Source organism: Martinezella rhizogenes (assembly GCF_007002745.1).
Lineage (GTDB): Bacteria > Pseudomonadota > Alphaproteobacteria > Rhizobiales > Rhizobiaceae > Agrobacterium > Agrobacterium cucumeris.
On the sequence record NZ_SGNY01000011.1, the window covers coordinates 42,981 to 64,526 of the forward strand.

At 60.8% G+C, this 21,546-nt stretch carries 15 protein-coding genes and 2 pseudogenes; 13 read left to right on the forward strand and 4 right to left on the reverse strand.

What is annotated here, in order from left to right; translation table 11 throughout:
• Nucleotides 1-20 precede the first annotated feature (20 nt).
• Both EXN68_RS24085 and EXN68_RS27955 read right to left on the reverse strand, forming a co-directional pair.
• The gene (locus EXN68_RS24085) at nt 21-2,129 is read right to left on the reverse strand and encodes a methyl-accepting chemotaxis protein (RefSeq protein ID WP_142843286.1); all 2,109 of its coding nucleotides are present in this window, start codon (nt 2,127-2,129) and stop codon (nt 21-23) included.
• A gap of 851 nt (nt 2,130-2,980) precedes the next feature.
• A pseudogene (locus EXN68_RS27955) lies at nt 2,981-3,327 on the reverse strand (IS5/IS1182 family transposase); the annotation flags it as partial.
• A gap of 580 nt (nt 3,328-3,907) precedes the next feature.
• On the opposite strand from EXN68_RS27955, the gene EXN68_RS24095 reads away from it, so the two are divergent.
• The 5 genes from EXN68_RS24095 (at nt 3,908) to EXN68_RS27835 (ending at nt 7,450) form a co-directional block, all read left to right on the forward strand.
• Nucleotides 3,908-5,944, forward strand: a complete 2,037-nt coding sequence (locus EXN68_RS24095) for a HAMP domain-containing methyl-accepting chemotaxis protein (protein WP_142843287.1) — start codon at nt 3,908-3,910, stop codon at nt 5,942-5,944.
• The gene (locus EXN68_RS24100) at nt 5,944-6,420 is read left to right on the forward strand and encodes a chemotaxis protein CheW (RefSeq protein ID WP_142843288.1); all 477 of its coding nucleotides are present in this window, start codon (nt 5,944-5,946) and stop codon (nt 6,418-6,420) included. The genes EXN68_RS24095 and EXN68_RS24100 overlap by 1 nt, the downstream gene beginning before the upstream one ends.
• Nucleotides 6,421-6,485: 65 nt before the next feature.
• A complete protein-coding gene (locus tag EXN68_RS27500; protein ID WP_161596382.1) occupies nt 6,486-6,632 on the forward strand; it encodes a hypothetical protein in 147 nt (48 codons plus the stop codon).
• Nucleotides 6,633-6,673: 41 nt separating this feature from the next.
• Nucleotides 6,674-7,123: a hypothetical protein gene (locus EXN68_RS27830; protein WP_204814857.1), complete on the forward strand. Its 450-nt coding sequence runs from the start codon at nt 6,674-6,676 to the stop codon at nt 7,121-7,123.
• Between the two features lie 72 nt (nt 7,124-7,195).
• On the forward strand, nt 7,196-7,450 hold the full coding sequence (locus tag EXN68_RS27835; protein ID WP_204814859.1) for a Tn3 family transposase: 255 nt from the start codon (nt 7,196-7,198) through the stop codon (nt 7,448-7,450).
• Nucleotides 7,451-7,598: 148 nt separating this feature from the next.
• On the opposite strand, the pseudogene EXN68_RS24110 reads toward EXN68_RS27835, so the two are convergent.
• Nucleotides 7,599-7,865, reverse strand: a pseudogene (locus tag EXN68_RS24110) (IS5/IS1182 family transposase); the annotation flags it as partial.
• A 150-nt stretch (nt 7,866-8,015) separates the two neighbouring features.
• Entirely contained in the window at nt 8,016-8,885 is an 870-nt protein-coding gene (locus EXN68_RS24115) for a helix-turn-helix domain-containing protein (protein ID WP_142843289.1), read from the reverse strand.
• Between the two features lie 94 nt (nt 8,886-8,979).
• On the opposite strand from EXN68_RS24115, the gene EXN68_RS24120 reads away from it, so the two are divergent.
• From EXN68_RS24120 to EXN68_RS24150, 8 genes are all read left to right on the forward strand, one after another.
• Nucleotides 8,980-10,542: a 4-hydroxyphenylacetate 3-hydroxylase N-terminal domain-containing protein gene (locus EXN68_RS24120; RefSeq protein WP_142843290.1), complete on the forward strand. Its 1,563-nt coding sequence runs from the start codon at nt 8,980-8,982 to the stop codon at nt 10,540-10,542.
• A gap of 10 nt (nt 10,543-10,552) precedes the next feature.
• Complete coding sequence (locus EXN68_RS24125) at nt 10,553-11,074, forward strand: flavin reductase (protein WP_142843291.1); 522 nt, start codon at nt 10,553-10,555, stop codon at nt 11,072-11,074.
• Nucleotides 11,075-11,280: 206 nt separating this feature from the next.
• Nucleotides 11,281-11,541, forward strand: coding sequence for a helix-turn-helix transcriptional regulator (locus EXN68_RS24130; protein ID WP_237681476.1), 261 nt, complete (start codon nt 11,281-11,283; stop codon nt 11,539-11,541).
• A gap of 294 nt (nt 11,542-11,835) precedes the next feature.
• Complete coding sequence (locus tag EXN68_RS27725; RefSeq protein WP_193559549.1) at nt 11,836-12,012, forward strand: hypothetical protein; 177 nt, start codon at nt 11,836-11,838, stop codon at nt 12,010-12,012.
• A gap of 183 nt (nt 12,013-12,195) precedes the next feature.
• Nucleotides 12,196-13,260, forward strand: a complete 1,065-nt coding sequence (locus EXN68_RS24135) for a DUF3991 and toprim domain-containing protein (protein ID WP_404944532.1) — start codon at nt 12,196-12,198, stop codon at nt 13,258-13,260.
• 64 nt (nt 13,261-13,324) lie between these two features.
• Complete coding sequence (locus EXN68_RS24140) at nt 13,325-13,930, forward strand: DUF1419 domain-containing protein (protein ID WP_142843292.1); 606 nt, start codon at nt 13,325-13,327, stop codon at nt 13,928-13,930.
• A gap of 142 nt (nt 13,931-14,072) precedes the next feature.
• On the forward strand, nt 14,073-19,175 hold the full coding sequence (locus EXN68_RS24145) for a DEAD/DEAH box helicase family protein (RefSeq protein WP_142843293.1): 5,103 nt from the start codon (nt 14,073-14,075) through the stop codon (nt 19,173-19,175).
• Between the two features lie 571 nt (nt 19,176-19,746).
• On the forward strand, nt 19,747-21,489 hold the full coding sequence (locus EXN68_RS24150; RefSeq protein ID WP_142843294.1) for a ParB/RepB/Spo0J family partition protein: 1,743 nt from the start codon (nt 19,747-19,749) through the stop codon (nt 21,487-21,489).
• The last annotated feature ends 57 nt before the right edge of the window (nt 21,490-21,546 follow it).

The window sequence follows — 21,546 nt, forward strand, 5'->3', positions numbered from 1 at the left end:
CCTGCATTTCGAAGTGCCGGTTACGCCGCCGTTCGCCTTTCAACCTCAAGATTCTCCGCCACCCGGAAGGACGCAACCAGCATTCGGAGCTTCTGCGCCTCTCCGGCGAGAACAGAACTCGCCCCGCTGGCCTCCTCCACCATTGCCGCATTCTGCTGGGTGACTTGGTCCATTTGATTGACGGCACGATTGACTTCAATCAGCCCATTCGACTGTTCCCGAGCAGCCAGTGCAATAGCATTCATCTGTCCGTTCACCTGCGAATTGGACTGCTGCATCTGCTGCAGTGAAGCGCCGGTCCGATTAACCAATGTCACGCCCCGTTCGACGGCGCCTGATGATTTGGAAATGAGCGCTTTGATTTCGCGCGCAGCGGTGGCTGATCTTTGCGCGAGCTCTCGAACTTCCTGGGCCACAACCGCAAATCCCTTGCCCGCATCTCCTGCTCGAGCGGCCTCGACACCTGCATTGAGGGCCAGAAGATTGGTTTGGAAGGCAATATCATCGATTACACCGATGATATTTGAGATTTCGCACGAGGACGCCTCAATGTCTCCCATTGCTTTGACGGCGTCCTTCACTATTTCCATGGACTGCATCGCATTTGTCGCAGCCCGCGCGGAAATGCCCTGTGCTTCATCGGCGGTTTGGGCCGAACCGGAGACGTTGACAGTGATCTCGTCCAGCGCCGCGGCGGTTTCCTCCAAAGCTGCGGCCTGCTGTTCGGTGCGCTTCGACAGGTGATCGACGCTGGTGCTGATCTCTTTTGCACCACGGTCAATCTCCGTAGCCACGTCGACAATTGAAGTCATTGTGGAGGAAAGCTGTGTAGTGGCAGCGTTGAAGTCGGCTCTCAAGCGCTCGTATTCCGGTGCAAAGGGTATCTCGAGTTTGTGCGCCAGGTCTCCTTCCGCCAAACGGCTGAGCCCCAGGGCAAGACCTTCCGTTGCCTGCATCAGCAGATGCATCCGGCGGCGCTCCTCGGCTTCGTGTGTCTGCTGACGCTCCAGTTCCTCGATCTGAAGTGCCTCCGTATCGGATTGGAGTCGCAACCGTTCAATGGCGTTCTGGCGGAACACTTCCACTGCGTCAGCCATCTGCCCAAGTTCATCCTTACCACCGCGCGAGGGTACATCAATATCGTTGTTACCTTCGGCCAGCCTCCCCATGGCGTCGGTCATTCGAAGAATAGAACCTCCAAGACGTCGACCAACGAAGGTGGCAATGACTATCGATGCAGCGAAAGCCGCGATACCGGCCAGAGCTGCCAGGATGGCAAAATTGCGGGATTGTTGCTCCAGATCGGCCATTGAAGTAAGAATGTGCCCCACACCAACAACTTGACCGGCGTAGTCGTGAATCGCGAATGCTAACCCGGCGAAATGAGTGCCGGAAAGGTCAAAATTGGTTTTGACCTCACCTCCCTGCTGAATCATGGAAAGCTGTTCTGCTGTGAGCAGCGGATCCCCGGCTTTGCTGCTTGCGGTGAGGAGAGACTTTACCTCGAGAACCGCATTTGTATCCATTGGAAGGAAATAAAGTTCCGCCTGATGTTCGCTTTCGCCAATAATCTGTCTAATATAGTTTTCCCCAAATCTGATCCCGAATTCAAGTGAACCCACGTGCTTGCCGAGATGGAAGACAGGATAGACTGCGCGGATGCCGGCCCCGGCGACACCACGCTCCAAGCCGAAGATCGGTCTTTGCGTCTTGTTTGCCTCGACCACGGTGAAGCGGAAGCTGGACAGATCATCGCCGAATTTTTCTGGCTTATGTATACGAAGAAATGCCTTCGCATCCGGCGTATGGAACTGAAATTGGTCGATGCCGAACTGTTCTTTCATCAAGGGGAATCCGGGGGTGAAGATGCTCACGAGCCTGTCACGGTCTCCCTCAGCCATTGCAGCCTGAACTTCCGGCATCTCGGCCACCAGACCTCCAAGGCTCCTCGCGCGCTCGATTTCGGCATCGATCGATTGATTAAACTTCTGGCGCAGATCATTGAGTTGCTTCTGCGATGCAGACCCAACTAAGTTGATCGCACCCAGATAGAGAGGAACTCCTACGGCTAAGCCGGAAACGATTGAGGCAAAGACGATTGCCATAAAAATTCGTCGCTTGATCAACATGTTTTGCCTTTCCACCGCTTTTGATAAGTAATGAAGTTTCGCTCATAGTTACTGAAATTGACGAAATCGCACTTAACTGCCCCCAATATCGCCCCCCGAAAAATAAAGGGCACGGATGTGCGCTAGCGAGATTTCCGTATGGGAGTTAATCAAGCGTCCATCACGGCATCCGAACGCGCTTTCCGAGCTGTCCTGCTGCATAATCTTCATGCGTCAGCTTTATTGAAATCCGTCGGGCGACATTGGTTTGCCGGTGAGATATTCCTGCCTCTTTGGCCGCTTCACTGTAACTACCCTAAAACTATAGCCGCAGACCGCGAAGTCGCGTTTCATGAGATTTCACTCCGCTCCCGTGGCCTCGGAAAATAGGAGGAGGTTCCGAGGCATTGGCGAGCGAAGCCCACGAATTCAATGCTATGGGCAGCTAAGACGTAATCGGACGCGGCCAGCCAGGCATCGAATGTATAAGTTAGGAAAACCAACGGGTTCATCCCGCAGACGCGATTGGCGTTAGAGCAATCGCATTGCTGCATCACCACTTTGGGCGGAGATTCGGCCCCGAGTTAGTAGTGGCTACCATCACAGCACTCGCCACCAGCACGGTATCGCCTAAACAAAGGATTAATCATCAAGCCCGGCGCGCAAAACGCTGCCGAAAATGGACCAAGCAGACCTGAATTGGATAGATTCGTGTGTCTGACGACGTCTCTCGCATACGCAAAGGCTCGCAAAGTGGGCTTCCGCAGCACATCGATCTAGTGGAGTTTGTCGATCGACGCTGCCGTCACGAGCGTCGCAGACTAATGCGAAGGATCGGGACGTGAGCGGATGCCGGTCACTGATGGTGCTGTTTATGCGATCGCTTCATGGCGCCGGACGGATTTCGGGTGTGCGCAGCCATGTATGCGGCTGAGGACGGCGCAACGAAGGGCGACTTCCGTCCGCTCAGCGAGGAAGTACCGAGCCCGCAGGCGCCGTCCGATGATGGACTTGTATCGCCCGATGGTGCTCTCGACGGGTGCGCGCTTGCCGTAGCTCGTGGAAGCCGATCGGACGATCGATCTGGTCGAGCAATGGCCCCACCCGCGAGCCGTCGCCAATGTCCTGACCGGGCATCTTATGGGCGATGATCTCGCCACTACCTGCCTCCAGAGCCAGGGTGCAGCTTGCGCCAACGGCGACGGGATCTGGCGCCATGGGGCGCCGTGGGGATTTCTGCAATAATAGCAGCTAAGGGGATTTGAAGTTGTTTGGGTTGAAGCGATTTGTGCCCGCGCACTCGAAACCGTTTCCGAGCTCAGGGAAACGACTCGGCTTATCTGTGTGCTATCCGCCTTTGCGCAGTGCCTTCGCGCAGTGCGTAAGGATCTTCTCGATCCTCCTATCCAGAATCCGGGAAAGACATATGCCTGAAATAGGGCTTCTTTCACTTCGGCCGTTTTCCCGCCGACTATCGGAAGTCCTATGGCGAGAAACCATCGGACACGAAAAAGACGAGCAACAAAAGCCTAGCCGAGCCCGGCCAGATCCAAGTTCAGAAGCATTGTCCGACTCGCGCATCTTTGGGTACGCGGATGTAGCACCGGTGACAAATTATTAACACGTTAAATAATACTACTGGCGAGTAGCCAGCCAAGTGCTGACCAAAGGTATGCTCACGTAGGTATACAATCTGCCTTGAGCATGCCCGCCCGACGCCGTTCAATGATTCGAGCGGCATTTCGCTCAACGTTCGACCTGAAAGAATGACGTTTTCAGCTACGCAGGAACTTCAACTAATGTCTGCAAGCGTTTTCTCACGCATCAGTACCAAGCTCGCGCTCATGTCCGGGGCAGGTATTCTTCTTATGGTACTTACTACGTTGGTCGGCTGGATCTGCGCTCAGGACGCCAATGAGGCAGCCTCACGCGCATTCACGCAAATGACCATTTCCCGCAATCTTGTCGATGCAAAGGCTTCCGTGCGCGGCATGCAAATAGGCGTGCGCGATCTCCGTCTGGCCCGCAAAGCCGAGAATGCGAACAAAGCGATTACCAACGTGCAGGAGCGCTACCACTCCGTGCAAAAATACCTGGACGAAGCGAAGGCGCAGATGTGGACGCCGGCCAACGGGGATCGCGTTCAGGCGATTAAGAATCTCGCCGAGACCTATTCGGGTTTGGCCGGCGATCTAGCGAAGGTGGTCGAAGCCAGATCGAACGGCGGCGCATCGACCAATGAGGTCAATAGCAAGGAGGAGGAGCTTCGCACATCCCTGCTTGCAACTGCGGAAGCGATGACGAAGACGCTGGACGAAGGCGTCCAGGTCGCGAAGGACCTTGCGACCGAGGCCGTGAATGAGAGCCAACGAGTGCAGGCGTTTACCAGCATCATCAATATCGGCATGGCATTTGCCATGGTGCTGCTGCTGACCGGATCCGCCGTGTTCGGCGCCCGGTCGATCGCCCGCCCGATCGGCCGGCTGACGGGCAGCATGAGCATTCTTGCCGACGGCAATCTCGAGACGGACGTCCCCTTCAGCGCCCGCCAAGACGAAATCGGCGAGATGGCCCGCGCCGTCGAAGTGTTCAAGCAGAACGGCATCAAGGTGCGCGAGTTGAACGCGCAGGAAGCGGCGTTGCAAGCGAAAAGCGCCGACCTGCAGTCGAGCATCGGCGAGGTCGTCTCGGCGGCGGTCGCCGGCGACTTCACGCAGCGCATCGACAAGGACTACCACAACGCCGACCTCAACCGGTTCGCCGCCCAGGTAAACGAGCTGGTGACTTCGGTCGATCGCGGCGTGGCCGAAACCCGCCGGGTTATCTCCGCATTGGCGGAAGGCGATCTGACGGAAACCATGCGCGGCGAGTTCCAAGGTGCCTTCGGCGAACTCAAGAACAACGTCAACGCAACCATGGCGAACCTGCGCTCCGTTCTCGGCGAGGTGCGTTCGGCCATCGACACGATCAATGGCGGCGCCGGTGAAATGCGGATGGCCTCAGGAGATCTCTCCAAGCGCACAGAGCAGCAGGCCGCCTCGCTCGAGGAAACCTCCTCGGCCTTGGAAGAAATCACCGCCGCCGTGCGGAGCTCGACCGAGCGGGCGACCGAAGCCAGCCATATGGTCGACGAGGCGCGCCGCAGCACCGAACAATCGAGCGCGGTCGTGAAGGATGCTGTTTCGGCGATGGGCAAGATTGAGCAGGCCTCGGGCGAGATTGGTCAGATCATCAACGTCATCGATGAGATCGCCTTTCAGACGAACCTTCTGGCGCTCAATGCTGGGGTGGAAGCAGCGCGCGCCGGCGACGCCGGCAAGGGCTTTGCCGTCGTCGCCCAGGAAGTACGCGAACTGGCGCAGCGCTCGGCCGCCGCGGCCAAGGACATCAAGGCCTTGATCTCGCGCTCGGGTGAGGAAGTGAACTCCGGTGTCAAGCTGGTGACTGCAACCGGAGAGGCGCTGTCGCTGATCCAGGGCCACGTGGTCAAGATCAACGAGCACGTCCATTCGATCGCCACGGCTGCGAAGGAGCAATCAACGGGCCTGGCGGAGGTAAACACGGCCGTCAACCAGATGGACCAGACGACCCAGCAGAATGCCGCGATGGTGGAGGAATCAACAGCAGCCACCAACCGATTGGCCGACGAGGCCGGGAACCTTGCTCGACTGATCACCCGCTTCAGGCTCGACGGGTCGGCATCCGCGCCGCGCACCGTCGCCCCTGACAGCAAGCCGGTCCCTTCCCCCGCCCGCGCACTCGGCCTTAAACTCGCCGGTGCCTTCGGCGGCAAAGGGGCGACCGCAGTTGCCGTGGATACCTGGGAGGAATTCTGATGCAGGTAACAGCGATCGCCCCAGGCCAAGCGACGATTCTGGAAATCATTGCCTTTCATCTCTGCGACCAGCAGTTCTGCATCAAGACAACGTCAATTCGGGAAATCCGGGGGTGGGCAGCGGCAACGCCGCTGCCCCACTCACCTCCTGATGTCATCGGGGTGATGAACTTGCGAGGATCCGTAATACCGATCATCGATCTCGCCGCGCGCTTAGGCGTGCGGAGCACGATAGACACCAGCCGCGCCGCGATCGTCGTTGCGGAGGTTGACAAAAACATCGTCGGCCTCGTGGTCGATCAGGTGTCGGATATTCTCTCTATCCGGGCGGACCAGATTCAGCCCGTGCCGGATCTTGGAACGTCTTTCGATCCGGCCTTTTCGCACGGCATCATCCCGCTCGAACGCGGCATGGTCTGCTTTCTTAACCTCGACCACATGTTCGAGAGGTTCGAAGACGGAGCACACGCCGCGTGACTCGCGATCCCGGCCAAAGACGGCCGGGGCCTATCAAAAAAGAATACTCCCGAAAGATACTTCCGATGAATCGACTCATCGCACTCCCTCACCTTGAGCCAGCCAACACAAACGGCGCTTCGCAAGCCTCAAGTGATCTCGAGACGAAGGCAGCGCTGGAACGGGAGCGTGACAGAATCCTGCACATTGCCAACTATACGGAAGCGCTCTAACCTGCGCGGGTAGTTTCCTTTCGCTGTTGCCGTTCGCGTTCATGACCCGCAAGTGGTGGCGGCGTGCGCGCTCGGACGGCGTCACTCCTACGGCCTGGGAAGTGGCGGTGCTCGTTCACCTGCGAGAGCGGCCGCGGGCCGGCGACATATGGGTCGATCGCAGCCGGGCATGGCGCAGTTTCGAGGATTATCTTCTGCCTCGACCGATCTTCGCCCTGATGCGCGCCGAAGGGCGGCTCGGGCTTGCCATCCCTGACAGCTTTGCCGAATGGCAAGCCGAACGCACTCCCACACTCGACGCGAGACTCAAAGAGCTGGCAAGGGCGGCGGCTGCCAACGCCATTCCGGATTCGGCTATTTCCGACAAGGGTTTGTCGGTCTCCCCGAACCGCGAGGAGGAGCGTGACAGGATCGTCGCGCTCAGCCGTCGACTTTATGTTTCGGTGCCACGAATCAGGATCACCAGCCTGCTTGCCGAGGTGCAGAGCTAGACCAGGTTCCTAGACAGCTTCACGCATTATCGCACCGGGCGAGACTGCGAACGATGAGCCGGCGCCGAACGCATGGCGGAAAGCTCGCTCGGCGTCACGATCCACCAGATGATGCTAATGGTGGATCGGCATCTGCGATCAGAAACCTACGCCTCGGCGACCGCCGTGCTGGTCGATGCGCAGCAAGCCCATCCCTTCGCCGCGGTCTGGGGTGACGGTCATATCTCCTCCTCGGACAGGCAGTTCTTTCCAGCGGGCGGGCGCGGCGAAGCAAGCCTTGAATACAATGCAAAATACGGCAAAAGACCGGGTGCCTCGTGCGCGTAGACCTGAAGGCCGGTGCTGTCGACGAGGATATGCACAGCTTCGTCCGAAACTTAACGGGTATGTCGCTCGAACCGAGCAGCAGGCATATCCGCGCCCTTCGGCTCAGCTTGGTATGATGGGGAGCAGCGAGCTTCAGCCCCGTCAATGACAGTACCGATTCCACCAAGCCTTCTGTCTGGCGTAGCCGCCGTCCGAATACCAGGCCATCAAGGCCGTCTCGATCGCCAGATCGGAATAGCGGGGGGCCACCTCTGGCCTTTCGTCTTGGCGACCGCCACAAAAGGGCTTCCGGCGTAAGCCATAAGGTCAAACTACCACGCCGACGAAGTCCAGTCTCATACTCCTGCCAGTTCGTCACCTTTAACCTCATCTTACCGATGCGAGGACGGCGGGACACATTATGTTTGAAAGGCATGGCTGCGACAAACCGACTATTGACCTTCCATGCGCCTACGCCAATCCGATTAATGATCCGCGCGCCAACGTCCTATCTGGCCTGAATGGTAGCATCGGCTGGATTTTCGGTGGGCGTCTTGCGGTGTGACAGCGCGGTCCGGCCCTCTGCTTAGGGGGCGATGCGACCCTGCCGCCAGGCTGCGGGTGAGATACCCGTTCTTTTGCGGAAGAAGCGGGAGAAATAGGCGGGGTCATCGAAACCGATTTCACGAGCGATGTCTTCCACCGATCTGATGGTGAACATCAGCAGACGCTTGGCCTCGAGCAGTCGTCGCTCCATCAGCATCTCCTTGACGGATTGCCCGAAGATCTCCTCCGCCGCCTTGTCGAGCAGGTGCCGGGTGGTGGCGAGCAGCGTCACGTAACGCGCGACGGTCCAGTCCTCGCGGTAATGCAGGTCGATGGCACGGCGCAGGCTGGCCGCCAACCGCTTCGACGGGGCGGCTTCGATGATGTCACTGCCCCCTCCCACCCGGGCGATCTGAGAAAGCATAACACCGGTCAGGCCCGCGAGTAGCCGCGGGCTGGTCGAGGTTGTGCCGAGATACTCGTCGATGACCATTTCGGAGAGGCGGTCGAGACGGATCCAGGCCGGATCCCCCGAGCTGCCTCCGACGAGGCAAGGCGCGTCAAGCGGCAGATCGACGGTCGCGGCGAGCGAGCGAAGCTGGTCGTCGGAGATGGAGATCACCACGGCATCCGAATGCTCTTCGACATCGAAGGCATGGACGACGCTTGATGGCACGAAACTGACGGTTGGAGCCAAAAAATTCCAAGTGCGATCTTCGATGCGGTACGTCCCGCCGCCTTTGAACCAGTATGTGATCTGTCCCATCTGTGGATGCTTGTGCGGCGAAACATGGCCAAAATGAACGCTCCTGCGCTCCATCACCGTTTCCACGTGGAAAAACCCGACATCCAGCGTTCGGGGCGGTTCGCCGTAAACGAAGTAGGTTGGGACGTCGTGTCTCTCTGTCATGCCGGAAAAAGTACCAGCGAATTGGCTTGTTTGTCCATAGTCCGGAGCCTTCGGCGGATTTAACGTTTGTCAGGATTTACAGGGAGGATCGCACATGCGTGCAGAAGATTACCGGAAAGACAAAATGCGTCCTTTTACCGGCGCCGAATATCTCGAGAGCCTGAGGGATGGACGTGAAGTCTATATCAACGGCGAGCGCGTCGCTGACGTCACGACCCATCCCTCCATGCGCAATTCGGCGCGTTCCATCGCGCGCATGTATGACGCCCTGCATGACGAGAAGACCAAGGCGCGCCTGACTTCGCAGACGGACACCGGTTCGGGGGGCTACACGCATAAATATTTTCGCGTTGCCAAATCGTCGGAAGATCTGGTCGCGCAGCAGGGCGCGATCGCCGACTGGGCGCGCATGTCCTATGGCTGGATGGGGCGCACTGCAGATTACAAGGCGGCCTTGATGAATACGCTCGGCGCCAATGCCGACTGGTACGGTCCGTTCAAGGACAACGCGCTTTCGTGGCACAAGCGCGCCCAGGAGTCCGTGCTGTTCATGAACCATGCGATCGTCAATCCGCCGATCGACCGGCACAAGCCGGCAGACGCGGTGAAGGATGTCTTCGTCCATATCACAAAGGAGACGGATGCCGGCATCTATGTCTCGGGCGCCAAGGTCGTGGCGACCTCGTCGGCGCTGACCCATTACAACTTTCTCGCCCAGAGCTCGGCGACCGTGACCGAAGATCCGTCGCTTTCCGTCATGTTCATCGTCCCGATGAATGCGCCCGGCATCAAGATGTTCTGCCGCGTTTCCTATGAGCAGACCGCGACCTCGGCGGCCCAGCCGTTCGACTATCCGCTTTCTTCGCGCTTCGACGAAAATGATGCCATCCTGGTTCTCGACAACGTTTTCGTGCCCTGGGAAGACGTGCTCGTGCTGCGCGATGCGGCCAAGATCCTGTCCTTCCACCCCGCCTCCGGCTTCATGCATGGCTACTGCTTCCAGGGCTGCACGCGTCTGGCGGTCAAGCTGGACTTCCTGGCGGGGCTCCTTGCCAAGGCGCTCCGGGCCACCGGCGGTGATGCCTTCCGCGGCAACCAGGCGATGCTGGGCGAGGTCATCGCGATCCGCCACCAGTTCTGGACCTTCTCCAACGCCATGGCACACAACCCGATCCCGTGGGCCAATGGCGCGGTTCTGCCGAACCTCGAAGCGGCACTCTGCTATCGTACCTTTATGTCGGAGGCCTATCCGAAGGTGATCGACATCGTGCGTCGGACAGTGGCTTCCGGGCTGATCTACCTGCCGTCGTCGGCCAGGGATTTCCAGAATCCCGATATCGATCGCTACCTCGCACAATATGTCCGCGGCTCGAACGACATGGGCCATATCGAGCGCATCAAGATCATGAAGCTCTTGTGGGATGCGACGGGCACCGAATTCGGTGGGCGCCATGCGCTCTACGAGTTGAACTACGCCGGCGCTCCCGAAGAAGTTCGTCTGCAGGTGCTCAAGGGCGCTGAACGGGGCGGGCGTCTGAAGGAGATGGAGGCGCTCGTCGACCAGTGCATGGCCGATTACGACGAGAACGGTTGGACCGGCGACACCTGGATGTCACCGCAGGACGACCTGCGTGCCCTGCGCGACGCGGCAGAGTGAGGGGGCAGCAATGACGACCTCCGTTTCCAAGACCGAGTTTCGCAACGCTATGGCTAGGGTTTGCGCCCCGGTCAACGTGATCACCACCAATGGACCCGCCGGTCGCGGTGGGTTCACAGCCACCGCTATGTGCTCCGTCACCGACGAGCCGCCGACGCTGCTCGTCTGCATGAATTCCCAGTCGTCGCAGACTGGTCTCTTCGTCGAAAACCGCCGGTTCTGCGTCAATGTCCTTACCCAGGAACACCGAGATCTGGCGGGTCTCTTCGCGGGTCAGCAGAGCGACATGGAGGCACGGTATGCGGCAGCAGACTGGACCAACTTGCCATCCGGTAATCAGGCGCTCTCAGATGCCATCGTTTCCTTTGATTGCCGGTTGATCCAAGCCCGTCTTGTTGGGACGCACAATATCTTCATCGCCGAGGTCGTCGATATAAGGTGCCGTTGCGATGGACACGCCCTGATTTATTTCGATCGGAATTATGTGCATGTGCCGACGCAAGCGGCAGCCGCGGGGGCTAATTCAGTCTGATCTCATGTACTTGAGTTCTCGCGGAACGGGCCTTCTGGTTCCATAAATCGCATTATGCAACATGTTATAACATAACATGTGAAAGTAGAGAACGAGGTATCGAACTCCCAGCCTCCTCCCGGGGCAACTCGGCTGCCGTCGCACAGGTCTCGGCGGCAGCCACTTTTCTCCGGGGCGTCGCAGACTTGGCTTCTACCGAGATTTCAATGCTGGCGTCCGGTACCAAACCTGCCGCCGACCGCGGCGCAACTGAGTACGATTTTGTTATGAAGGAATGGATTCTTTCGCCCGTTGAAAAAGCCTGCCTGCGATGGATTTCCCGAGGCATGACCGTCGCCGAGATCGCTACGCTTGAGGGTAAAAGCGTCGCCATTATCGAGAACTGCCTGCAAAGTGCGTTGGTAGCGCTGAAGGCAAAATCGATAGAGGAGGCACTTCAGAAGGCCGACCTCGGTCAGTCGGATTGACTTGATAGATTTCTGCCGCGCCCTTGAGCGAGCTTGCTGCCCAGAGCACGAGGAAGCAACTGGCACAAGAGCGGTGGCCGTACGCAGACCCTGCGTCACCAGACGAAGCAAGCCAATCCCGCTTGTCTGTGATGGCGTCCTGGCCCAACGCCGGATCTTCCACGGTCAACCCGTAAAGGGTCCGCTAGCAAGCTGCGGCCGCTTCGGCTTCGCCTCGTGGTGACCGCGCCCGTCGCCGGGCCTTTGGAGGAGCCATCGAGCGGGAATTGGCCCGCTCCGAATGGAGCCTCTCATATGTCGCACGATCTTTCGCTCGCTCAGTCCCACGCCTTCCAGCTCTCCCGTGACCTCATGGTCCCGGTCACCGTCTTCGAAGTCGACGGCGAATACGGCGTCCTTCCCTCTGACGAGATCGACGCCAACGATGACCTCGCGATCATTCACGAATTCCTCCCTTGGGTGGCTCATTGAGCCGCCCTCCTTCGGTCTTTGGACCGTGCCGGCTGCCCCTTGCGAGCGGCAGGCCGCAAGGGAAGCTTCGCCGCGGCCAATTTCAGCTTGCATGATCCGACAATTGCGCGCCGCGCCCTTGCGGCCTTTGCTCTTCGGGCCCTGCCGAAAGGCGTCGGGTGAACCGACAGGCAGGAAAGGACTATGGAGGCCGATCGCAGGCGATCGGTAGGAAAAATGAAGAGAAGAGAGATAGAGGCGCTGCGCGAGCAGGTCAGTTGTGCGGCGGTGCTTGAGCATGCCGGGTTTGCAATAGACGCGAAAGAAAGCACACGGCGGGCGGTCAAGTTTCGTCGCGGCGGCGAGATCATTATCGTCACCTATCAAGGGCGCGGATGGTTCGATCCTTTGTCCGACGCGAAAGGCGATGTGTTCCGGCTCGTCGAGCATCTCGATCGGGTCGGTTTTCTCGAAGGTGCTGAGCGGGTCGCGAGTCTGGTCGGGTTTCAGATCACGCAGGCGGAGTGGCAGCCGGCGAAAGATGGCGAGAGATGCGACCTCTCCCTTCCCGATCGTTGGCAGTCCCGCCGGCGACCCTGGCCTGGTTCTTCGTCGTGGCGATACCTTAACGGCGAGCGCTACCTGCCAGCGACCGTGCTTCGAGCGACCGTCAAAGGCGATCTTCTGCGCGAAGGTCCGCAAGGCAGCATGTGGGCGGCGCACCGGGACCAGGCCGGGGTTTTGACCGGCTGGGAAGCGCGGGGTCCGCAATACCGGGGTTTTGCATCCGGAGGAACCAAGGTTCTTTTCCGTTTCGGTTCGGATAGCGCGCTGCGTCTGGCTGTCACGGAAGCCGCGATCGATGCCATGAGCCTCGCGGCGATCGAGGGTTTGCGCGAGGGCACGCTTTATCTCAGCACGGGTGGTGGATGGTCGCCGACCACGGAGGCAGCGTTGCGGGCGTTGACCGCGAGGCTTGGCGTCCAGATGGTTGCGGCGACCGACGCCAATCCGCAGGGCGACATGTTTGCCGAACGGCTGAGGACGCTTGCCGACGACGCAGGTTGCGACTGGACGCGGCTTCGGCCGCCGGAGGAGGATTGGAACGAAACCCTGAAGATCAGGGAAACGGAAAAGAGGGAAAGGATGGAAGGAGGAGGCGTGCCGCATGTGTGCCGCCCGCGTCAAGGGAGGCTTCGCCCGGCGGAGCCGGCCCTTGACCCGAACGGACACGATGCCGGCGGCGGGCATGGGGTCATGAAGGACTGAAGAGGAAGGCAAGGTCGAGAGGACAGTGCCGCGCTTCGGCCCGAAACCTCCGATGGAGCTGCAGATGAACCCCTCTCCCGCAATCCGAAAAGTCTTCCAGGGCGTCGCAAGCCGACCGCAGATGTTCCGCATGTTCGACCGTCATCTCCAACGACCCAGCCGCTGGGAAGACGATGCAACGCCGCTCTACGCCGGCGAATGGTTCGAGATCGGCGAGGCCGAGCACGACTATATGTTCGAAATCCTGCCGCCGCTCTGGATCCGCGGTTCGATGTTCGCAATGCGCGAGCCCCTGACCGGCTCGGTGACATCAGTGTTCTTCGCGCTCCGGATCGACGAGGCAATCCGCTATTTCCACGGCTATTGCGACCTTTCCGACAAAGCGTCCGTCGAGATCATGCGCGTCGCGATTGTCGAGCGGGAGAGCCGCCCGGTCCGGGCCATGACGCGCGAGGAACGCCTCGAGCATATCTGGAGCAGTACGGCGGACGACTATCGGGGCTATGCGGGCGAGCGCTGGCCGGGTGCCTCGCGCGGCAAGCGCTCCCTGCGGATCTACGGCGGTAAAGGCGGCACCGTTCTGAAGCTGCTGGAAGACCTCAGCGACGACGAGATCGCCGCCAAATTGCCGGTACAACTGCGTCACCTCCCCTCGCCGATCGCGGCTTGAGAGCTTCCGCTTGCGTGCCCGAAGCAATCGCGCTCGGCCACGATAGCCGCGCGCAGCCATGCAGGCGGCCTCTTCCATCCCTCGCGTTTATCGACCGTCCCTTGGCCACGGATCGATGACGCTCGTTCACAAGGAGCTTTCGATGAGCATCGATCCCTTCACCCTTGATATATCAGGTAGCAGCGCTTTGTCATCAGGACTTGGTCTTGGCGTCACAGCGTTCGGCGGTTTTGCCGCCAACGACGACGAGCCCGACCCGACACCGCCCTCTCCTGCGCCGGCGCGGGCTCTGCCGGCGAGCAGCCGGCCGGTCCCGCGAAAGCAAGGGCAGCGCGCCAACTTCTATCTGGACGATGGCGACCGCGAGCTCGCCGCGACCTGGAAGGAACGGGCACGCGTCAATGTCGCCACGATCCTCACCGCCAACGAAATTGAGAAGATGAACCTGCCGGCGACCCCGGCCGCGCAGGCGAGGCTGATCCGCTTCACTGGTTTCGGCGCTGGTGAATTGGCGAATGGCATGTTCCGGCGGCCGGGGGAAATCGACTTCCGCACGGGTTGGGACGATCTCGGCAGCTCTCTGGAGACAGCGGTCAGCGAGGGCGAATACGCGTCGCTGGCCCGTTGCACCCAGTATGCCCACTTCACTCCTGAATTCATTATCCGGGCAATCTGGAAGGGATTGCAGCGCCTCGGCTGGCGGGGCGGTCGCGTGCTGGAGCCGGGAATCGGAACAGGCCTGTTTCCCGCGCTTATGCCGAAACAGTATCGCGAACTGAGCTACGTCACCGGCATCGAGCTCGATCCCATCACGGCCCGCCTCGCGAAACTGCTGCAGCCGAAGGCGCGCATCATCAACGGGGATTTCGCGCGCACCGACCTCAATGCGATCTACGATCTCGCCATCGGCAATCCGCCCTTCTCCGATCGCACGGTTCGCTCCGACCGGCAATATCGTTCTCTCGGCCTTCGGCTGCACGACTACTTCATCGCCCGATCGATCGATCTCCTGAAACCGGGCGCCCTGGCTGCCTTCGTCACCAGCGCCGGCACCATGGATAAGGCGGATAGCGCCGCGCGCGAACACATTGCCAAGTCCGCCGACCTGATTGCTGCAATCCGACTGCCCGAAGGCAGTTTTCGGCGTGACGCAGGGACCGACGTCGTGGTCGACATCCTCTTTTTCCGCAAGCGCAAACCGGGCGAACCGGAAGGTGACCTTTCGTGGCTCGACCTGGAGGAAGTCCGACCGGCTGCAGAGGACGAGGGGGCGATCCGCGTGAACCGGTGGTTCGCGCAGCATCCGGAGTTCGTGCTCGGCGATCATGCCCTGACCTCGGGTCCCTTCGGGGAGACCTATACGTGCCGGACCCGCGCCGGCGAGGAACTCGACGCGGCGCTGACGGCAGCCATCGCGTTTCTTCCGGAAGGCCTTTATGACGGCGAGCCGACCGCCATCGACATCGAGCTGGAGGACGAGCTTGCCGAGATCGTCGATCTCCGCCCCGACAATGCCAAGGTGCGCGAAGGCAGCTATTTTGTCGACGTCAGACAGGGTCTCATGCAGGTCGTCGATGGCGCGCCTGTCGCGGTGCTGGTGCGCAAGGCCCGCGGTGGCGAGGGAGTTTCGGAAAAACACGTCCGGATCATTCGCAAACTGATCCCGATCCGCGATGCCGTGCGCGACGTCCTGAAAGCCCAGGAACTCGACCGGCCGTGGCGCGACTGCCAAGTGCGGCTGCGCATCGCCTGGTCGAGCTTCGTGCGCGATTTCGGCCCGATCAACCACACCACTGTTTCGATCACGGAGGATGAGACGACGGGCGAGGTTCGTGAGAGCCATCGCCAGCCAAACCTTCTGCCATTTCGCGACGATCCGGACTGCTGGCTGGTCGCCTCCATCGAGGACTATGACCTCGAAACCGACACCGCCAGGCCCGGGCCGATTTTCTCCGAACGCGTCATCGCGCCCCCTTCCCCGCCTGTCATCACGTTCGCCGCCGATGCCTTGGCCGTCGTCCTCAACGAGCGCGGGCGCGTCGACCTCGATCATATCGCCGAGCTTCTGCATTGCGACACGGAGGCGGTTCTCGATGCGCTCGGTGACGCAATCTTTCGCGATCCGGCCGATGGTTCCTGGCTAACCTCGGACGCCTATCTCTCCGGCGCCGTGCGCACCAAACTTGCTGCCGCGGCAGCTGCGGCCGAGCTCGATCGCGCGTATGAGCGCAATGTCCGCGCGCTTCAGGCGGTGCAGCCCGCCGACCTTCGCCCATCGGATATCACCGCCCGGCTGGGTGCACCCTGGATTCCGGCCGCTGATATCGTCGACTTCGTGCACGAGACGATGGAGGCCAAGATCAGGATCCATCACATGCCTGAACTCGGCTCATGGACCGTCGAGGCGCGGCAGCTCGGATGGACGGCGGCCGGCACATCCGAATGGGGCACCGACCGACGCCACGCCGGCGAATTGCTCGCCGATGCGCTGAACAGCCGCGTGCCGCAGATCTTCGACGTCTTCAAGGATGCCGACGGCGAGCGGCGGGTGCTGAACGTCGTCGATACCGAAGCCGCCCGCGACAAGCTGCAGAAGATCAAGCAGGCCTTCCAGAACTGGGTGTGGACCGATCCTGATCGCACCGACCGGCTAGCGCGGGTCTATAACGATCGCTTCAACAACATCGCGCCAAGAAAGTTCGACGGCTCCCATTTGAAACTTCCCGGCGCCTCTGGCGCCTTTGTTCTTTATGGTCACCAGAAACGCGGCATCTGGCGGATCATTTCGTCCGGCTCGGCCTATCTCGCGCACGCTGTCGGTGCGGGCAAGACGATGACGATGGCGGCCGCCATCATGGAACAGCGCCGGCTCGGGCTGATTGCCAAGGCGATGCTGGTTGTCCCGGGACATTGCCTGGCCCAGGCCGCCCGTGAGTTCCTCGCGCTCTATCCGAACGCCCGCATCCTCGTCGCCGACGAGACCAACTTCACCAAGGACAAACGCGCTCGTTTCCTGTCGCGGGCGGCAACGGCGACCTGGGATGCTGTTATCATCACCCACTCGGCATTCCGGTTCATCGCCGTGCCGTTGGCGTTCGAGAGCCAAATGATCCAGGACGAACTGGAGCTCTACGAGGAGCTGCTGACCAAGGTCGACAGCGAGGACCGAGTCTCGCGCAAGCGGTTGGAGCGGCTCAAGGAGGGACTGAAGGAACGGCTGGAGGCGCTGTCCACCCGCAAGGACGACCTGTTGACCATTTCCGAAATCGGCGTCGACCAGATCATCGTCGACGAGGCGCAGGAATTCCGCAAGCTCTCCTTTGCGACCAACATGTCGACCCTGAAAGGCATCGATCCGAACGGCTCGCAGCGCGCCTGGGACCTCTACGTCAAGTCTCGTTTCATCGAGACGAAGAACCCCGGCCGTGCTCTGGTACTGGCGTCCGGCACGCCGATTACTAACACGCTCGGAGAGATGTTCTCGGTCCAACGCCTGCTCGGCCACGCGGCCCTGGCTGAACGCGGTCTGCATGAATTCGACGCCTGGGCCTCGACCTTCGGCGATACCACGACGGAGCTGGAGATCCAGCCATCAGGCAAATACAAGCCGGTCAGCCGTTTTGCTTCCTTCGTCAACGTGCCGGAGCTGATCGCGATGTTCCGCAGCTTCGCCGACGTGGTGATGCCTGAGGATCTCCGCGGATACGTCAAGGTGCCTGAAATCTCGACCGGCCGCCGGCAGATCCTTACAGCCAAGCCGACGCAGGCCTTCAAGAATTACCAGGTGATCCTCGACGCCCGCATCAAGGCGATCGAGATGCGCGAAGGACCTGCCCAGCCCGGCGATGACATCCTACTTTCCGTTATCACCGACGGGCGCCATGCGGCAATCGATCTCCGCCTGGTCGACGCTGACAATGACAACGAGCCGGACAACAAGCTCAACTTGCTCGTTCGAAACGCCCACCGCATCTGGCAGGAGACCGCGCAATGCACCTACCTCCGTCCGGACGGCAAAGCGTTCGATCTGCCCGGTGCGGCGCAGATGATCTTTTCCGATCTCGGCACCATCAATGTCGAGAAGAGCCGTGGCTTTTCGGCCTACCGCTGGATCAGGGATGAGCTCGTGCGCATGGGTGTTCCGGCATCCGAAATCGCCTTCATGCAGGACTACAAGAAAACCGAGGCGAAGCAGCGCCTGTTCGCCGACGTCCGTTCCGGCAGGGTCCGCTTCCTGATCGGCTCGTCCGAAACCATGGGGACCGGCGTCAATGCGCAACTGCGCCTCAAGGCGCTGCATCACCTCGACGTCCCATGGCTGCCTTCGCAGATCGAACAGCGCGAGGGTCGGATCGTGCGTCAGGGCAACCAGCATGACGAGGTCGATATCTTCGCCTACGCCACCCAAGGCTCGCTCGACGCCTCGATGTGGCAGAACAACGAACGCAAGGCCCGTTTCATCGCGGCCGCACTCTCCGGCGATACCTCGATCCGGCGGCTGGAAGATCTCGGCGAAGGGGCGGCCAATCAGTTCGCCATGGCGAAGGCGATTGCGAGTGGCGACGAACGCCTGATGCAGAAGGCAGGGCTGGAAGCCGATATCGCTCGCCTCGAACGGCTGCGCGCTGCCCATGACGACGATCAATATGCCGTGCGCCGGCAGATCCGCGACGCCGAACGCGATATCGAGATCTCGGAGCGGCGGATTGCGGAAATCGGCAAGGATATCGAGCGCCTCGTTCCGACGGCGGCCGATGCCTTTGTCATGACTGTCGTCGGCGAGGCTTTCGACGAACGGAAAGCCGCCGGTCGCGCCTTGATGAGGGAAATCCTCACCCTTGTTCAGCTCCAGCAGGAAGACGACAGCGCCATCGCCTCGATCGGGGGCTTTGACCTCGTCTATTCCGGCGAGCGGTTCGGCAGGGACGATGGGTATCGCTACACGACCCTTCTCCAACGCACTGGAGCCGATTACGAGATCGATCTGCCGGTGACCGTGACGCCGCTTGGCGCCATCTCCCGCCTCGAGCGTGCGTTCGACGGTTTTGATGAGGAGCAGGAACGCTATCGCCATCGCCTTCATGACGCCCAGCGGCGTCTTGCCTCCTACCGCTCGCGCGAGGGCGGGCTGTTTGCGTTTTCCGAAGAACTCGCCGAGAAGCGCCGGCAGCTGCGAGACGTCGATCATGCATTGGCAGCCGTGGCATGTGAGGAGGGTTGTTTGGCCGGCTCGGAAGCTGCCTGAGGTCCGACGCCATTTGCTGGACCTCCATCCGCTCGGATTTTGGGAGCACTGCAGCATTCACATAGCTGCAGTGCACAAAAAGTGTTTTCCAAGTGGTCAAAATTCGAGCATAGTGCACACAGCTGATGCACATGGCGGCTTTCCTCCCAGTTCCGCCGCAGCAGCTGTTCCCCTCTGGAGGTTTATTGACCTTCACACTTCATGGGCCGCGGTTTCCGCTGGCCCATTTTTTTTGTCTTCCATCCCGATCGACATCCAGTCGCGTGCATTTGCAGGCCGGCGCGTCAGCCGCCGAAATGAGAAGCAGGCAAGGAGAAAAGAAGAAAAGAGGGAGATAAACCCTTCGCAGAGCAGCCGGCCGGTCGCCGCTGACGCTCAAACGCCGCCTCCGCATCCCGGCCACTCGTCCTTCGCAGGGCTGTCAGCCCCGCTCGTCCTTCGCGGCAGCAATGCTCGGCCGCAGTTGCACCCGGCCGCCCGCTCCGCGGTCCGGGAAGTGTCTTCGAAAAGAATGAAGACACGAGAAGGGCAGGCAGAGGGCCGTGTCCAATCCCCCGAGAAGGAGCATCCCATGCAACTGATGAAGGTCGATCCGCGTGCGCTGAAGGACAACCCTGATAATACGCGCCAATCGAAGTCGACGCCGCAGGCCGACGCCCTGCTTTTAGCGACGATCAAGGCCGTCGGCGTGATCCAGCCGCCGGTCATTTTCCCGGAAGCAGGCGGCAACGGCTACGTCATCGAAGCCGGTCACCGGCGCACCCGCATGGCGATCGCCGCCGGTCTCGAGGAAATCGACGTGATCGTCGTCGAGGCGGCCAACGACAACGGCGCCATGCGCTCGATGGTCGAGAACATCGCGCGCGAGCCGTTGAACCCCGTCGATCAATGGCGGGGCATCGAGCGACTGGTCGCGCTCGGCTGGACCGAGGAGGCGATCGCCGTGGCGCTGGCCCTCCCCGTCCGCCAAATCCGCAAGCTTCGTCAGCTTGCCAACGTGCTGCCTTCCATGCTCGACCAGATGGCGAAGGGGGACATGCCCAACGAGCAGCAACTGAGGACGATCGCGGCCGCATCGTCCGAGGAGCAGAAAGAGGTCTGGAAAGCCCACAAGCCGAAGAAGGGCGACACGGCGGCCTGGTGGCAGATCGCCAACGGCCTCTCGAAGACCCGCATGTTTGCTCGCGATGCAAGCTTCGGCGACGACCTCCGCATGGCTTACGGTATCGAGTGGGCCGAGGACCTGTTCGGCCCTGCCGATCAGGACAATCGCTACACCACCAACGTCGAAGCCTTTCTCGGCGCCCAGCAGGAGTGGATGGCGAGTAACCTTCCGAAGAAGGGCGCCATCGTCGAGGTCAACAATTGGGGCCAGCCGGACCTGCCCAAGAAGGCCGAACGCGTCTACGGCAAGCCGGCCAAGGGCGATTGCACCGCGATGTATCTCGATCGCGATGGCAAGGTGCAGAGCGTCCACTACCGGATGCCGGAGGCAAGGAAAACCGAAGGGCGATCCGGTCCCGCCGGTGATGCTTCGACGGAGGCCGATGACGACACTGATGTCGTCGGGAAGACCAGGCCCGAGGTCACGCAAAAGGGCCAGGACATGATCGGTGATTTCCGCACCGATGCGCTGCATGAGGCGCTCGCCCGGGCGCCGATCGAGGACGACATGCTGATGGCGCTACTGGTCATGGCCTTCGCCGGCACCAATGTGCGGGTCGATTCCGGCGCCAACGACACGGTGTTCGGACCGAAGCGTTTCCAGCGTCATGTCGCGCGCCTCTATTCCGCGGACGGACGCTTGTCCTTCGACATGGACAACGTGCGCGTCGCGGCCCGTTCCGTTCTCATCGACGTGCTCTCATGCCGGCGCGGCATTTCGAACAGCGGCGTCGTCTCGCGCATTGCCGGCGACGCAATCGGCGCGGACGCATTCCTTCCGAACATGGGGACGGAGGATTTCCTCCTGTGCCTGTCGCGTCAGGCGCTGGAAGCGGTCGCCAAGTCGGTCAATCTCGTCCCGCGGGCACGGGTCCGCGAAACCCGCGCAGCACTCGTCGATCACTTCGCGGCCGATGCTGCCTTCGTCCTTCCGGCGGCGCTGTTTGCGCCCGACCCGAAGGACATCGCCGATCTCATGAAGCACGCCGATGATCTCGTCGGCGACGACAGCGATGGCGCGCAGGACGAGAGCATCGGTGTGGAAGGGTTTGATCCAACGGCGACGGGACATGACGATCCTGCCGCCGACCCCGTGCGTGATGCCGCCTCCGACGAGGAGGAAACCGCCTACGGGATCGCGGCGGAATAGCCCCCGCCCTTCTCCGCCTGATCTTCCGCCGCCGGTCCTCCCGGCGGCGGTTTCGTT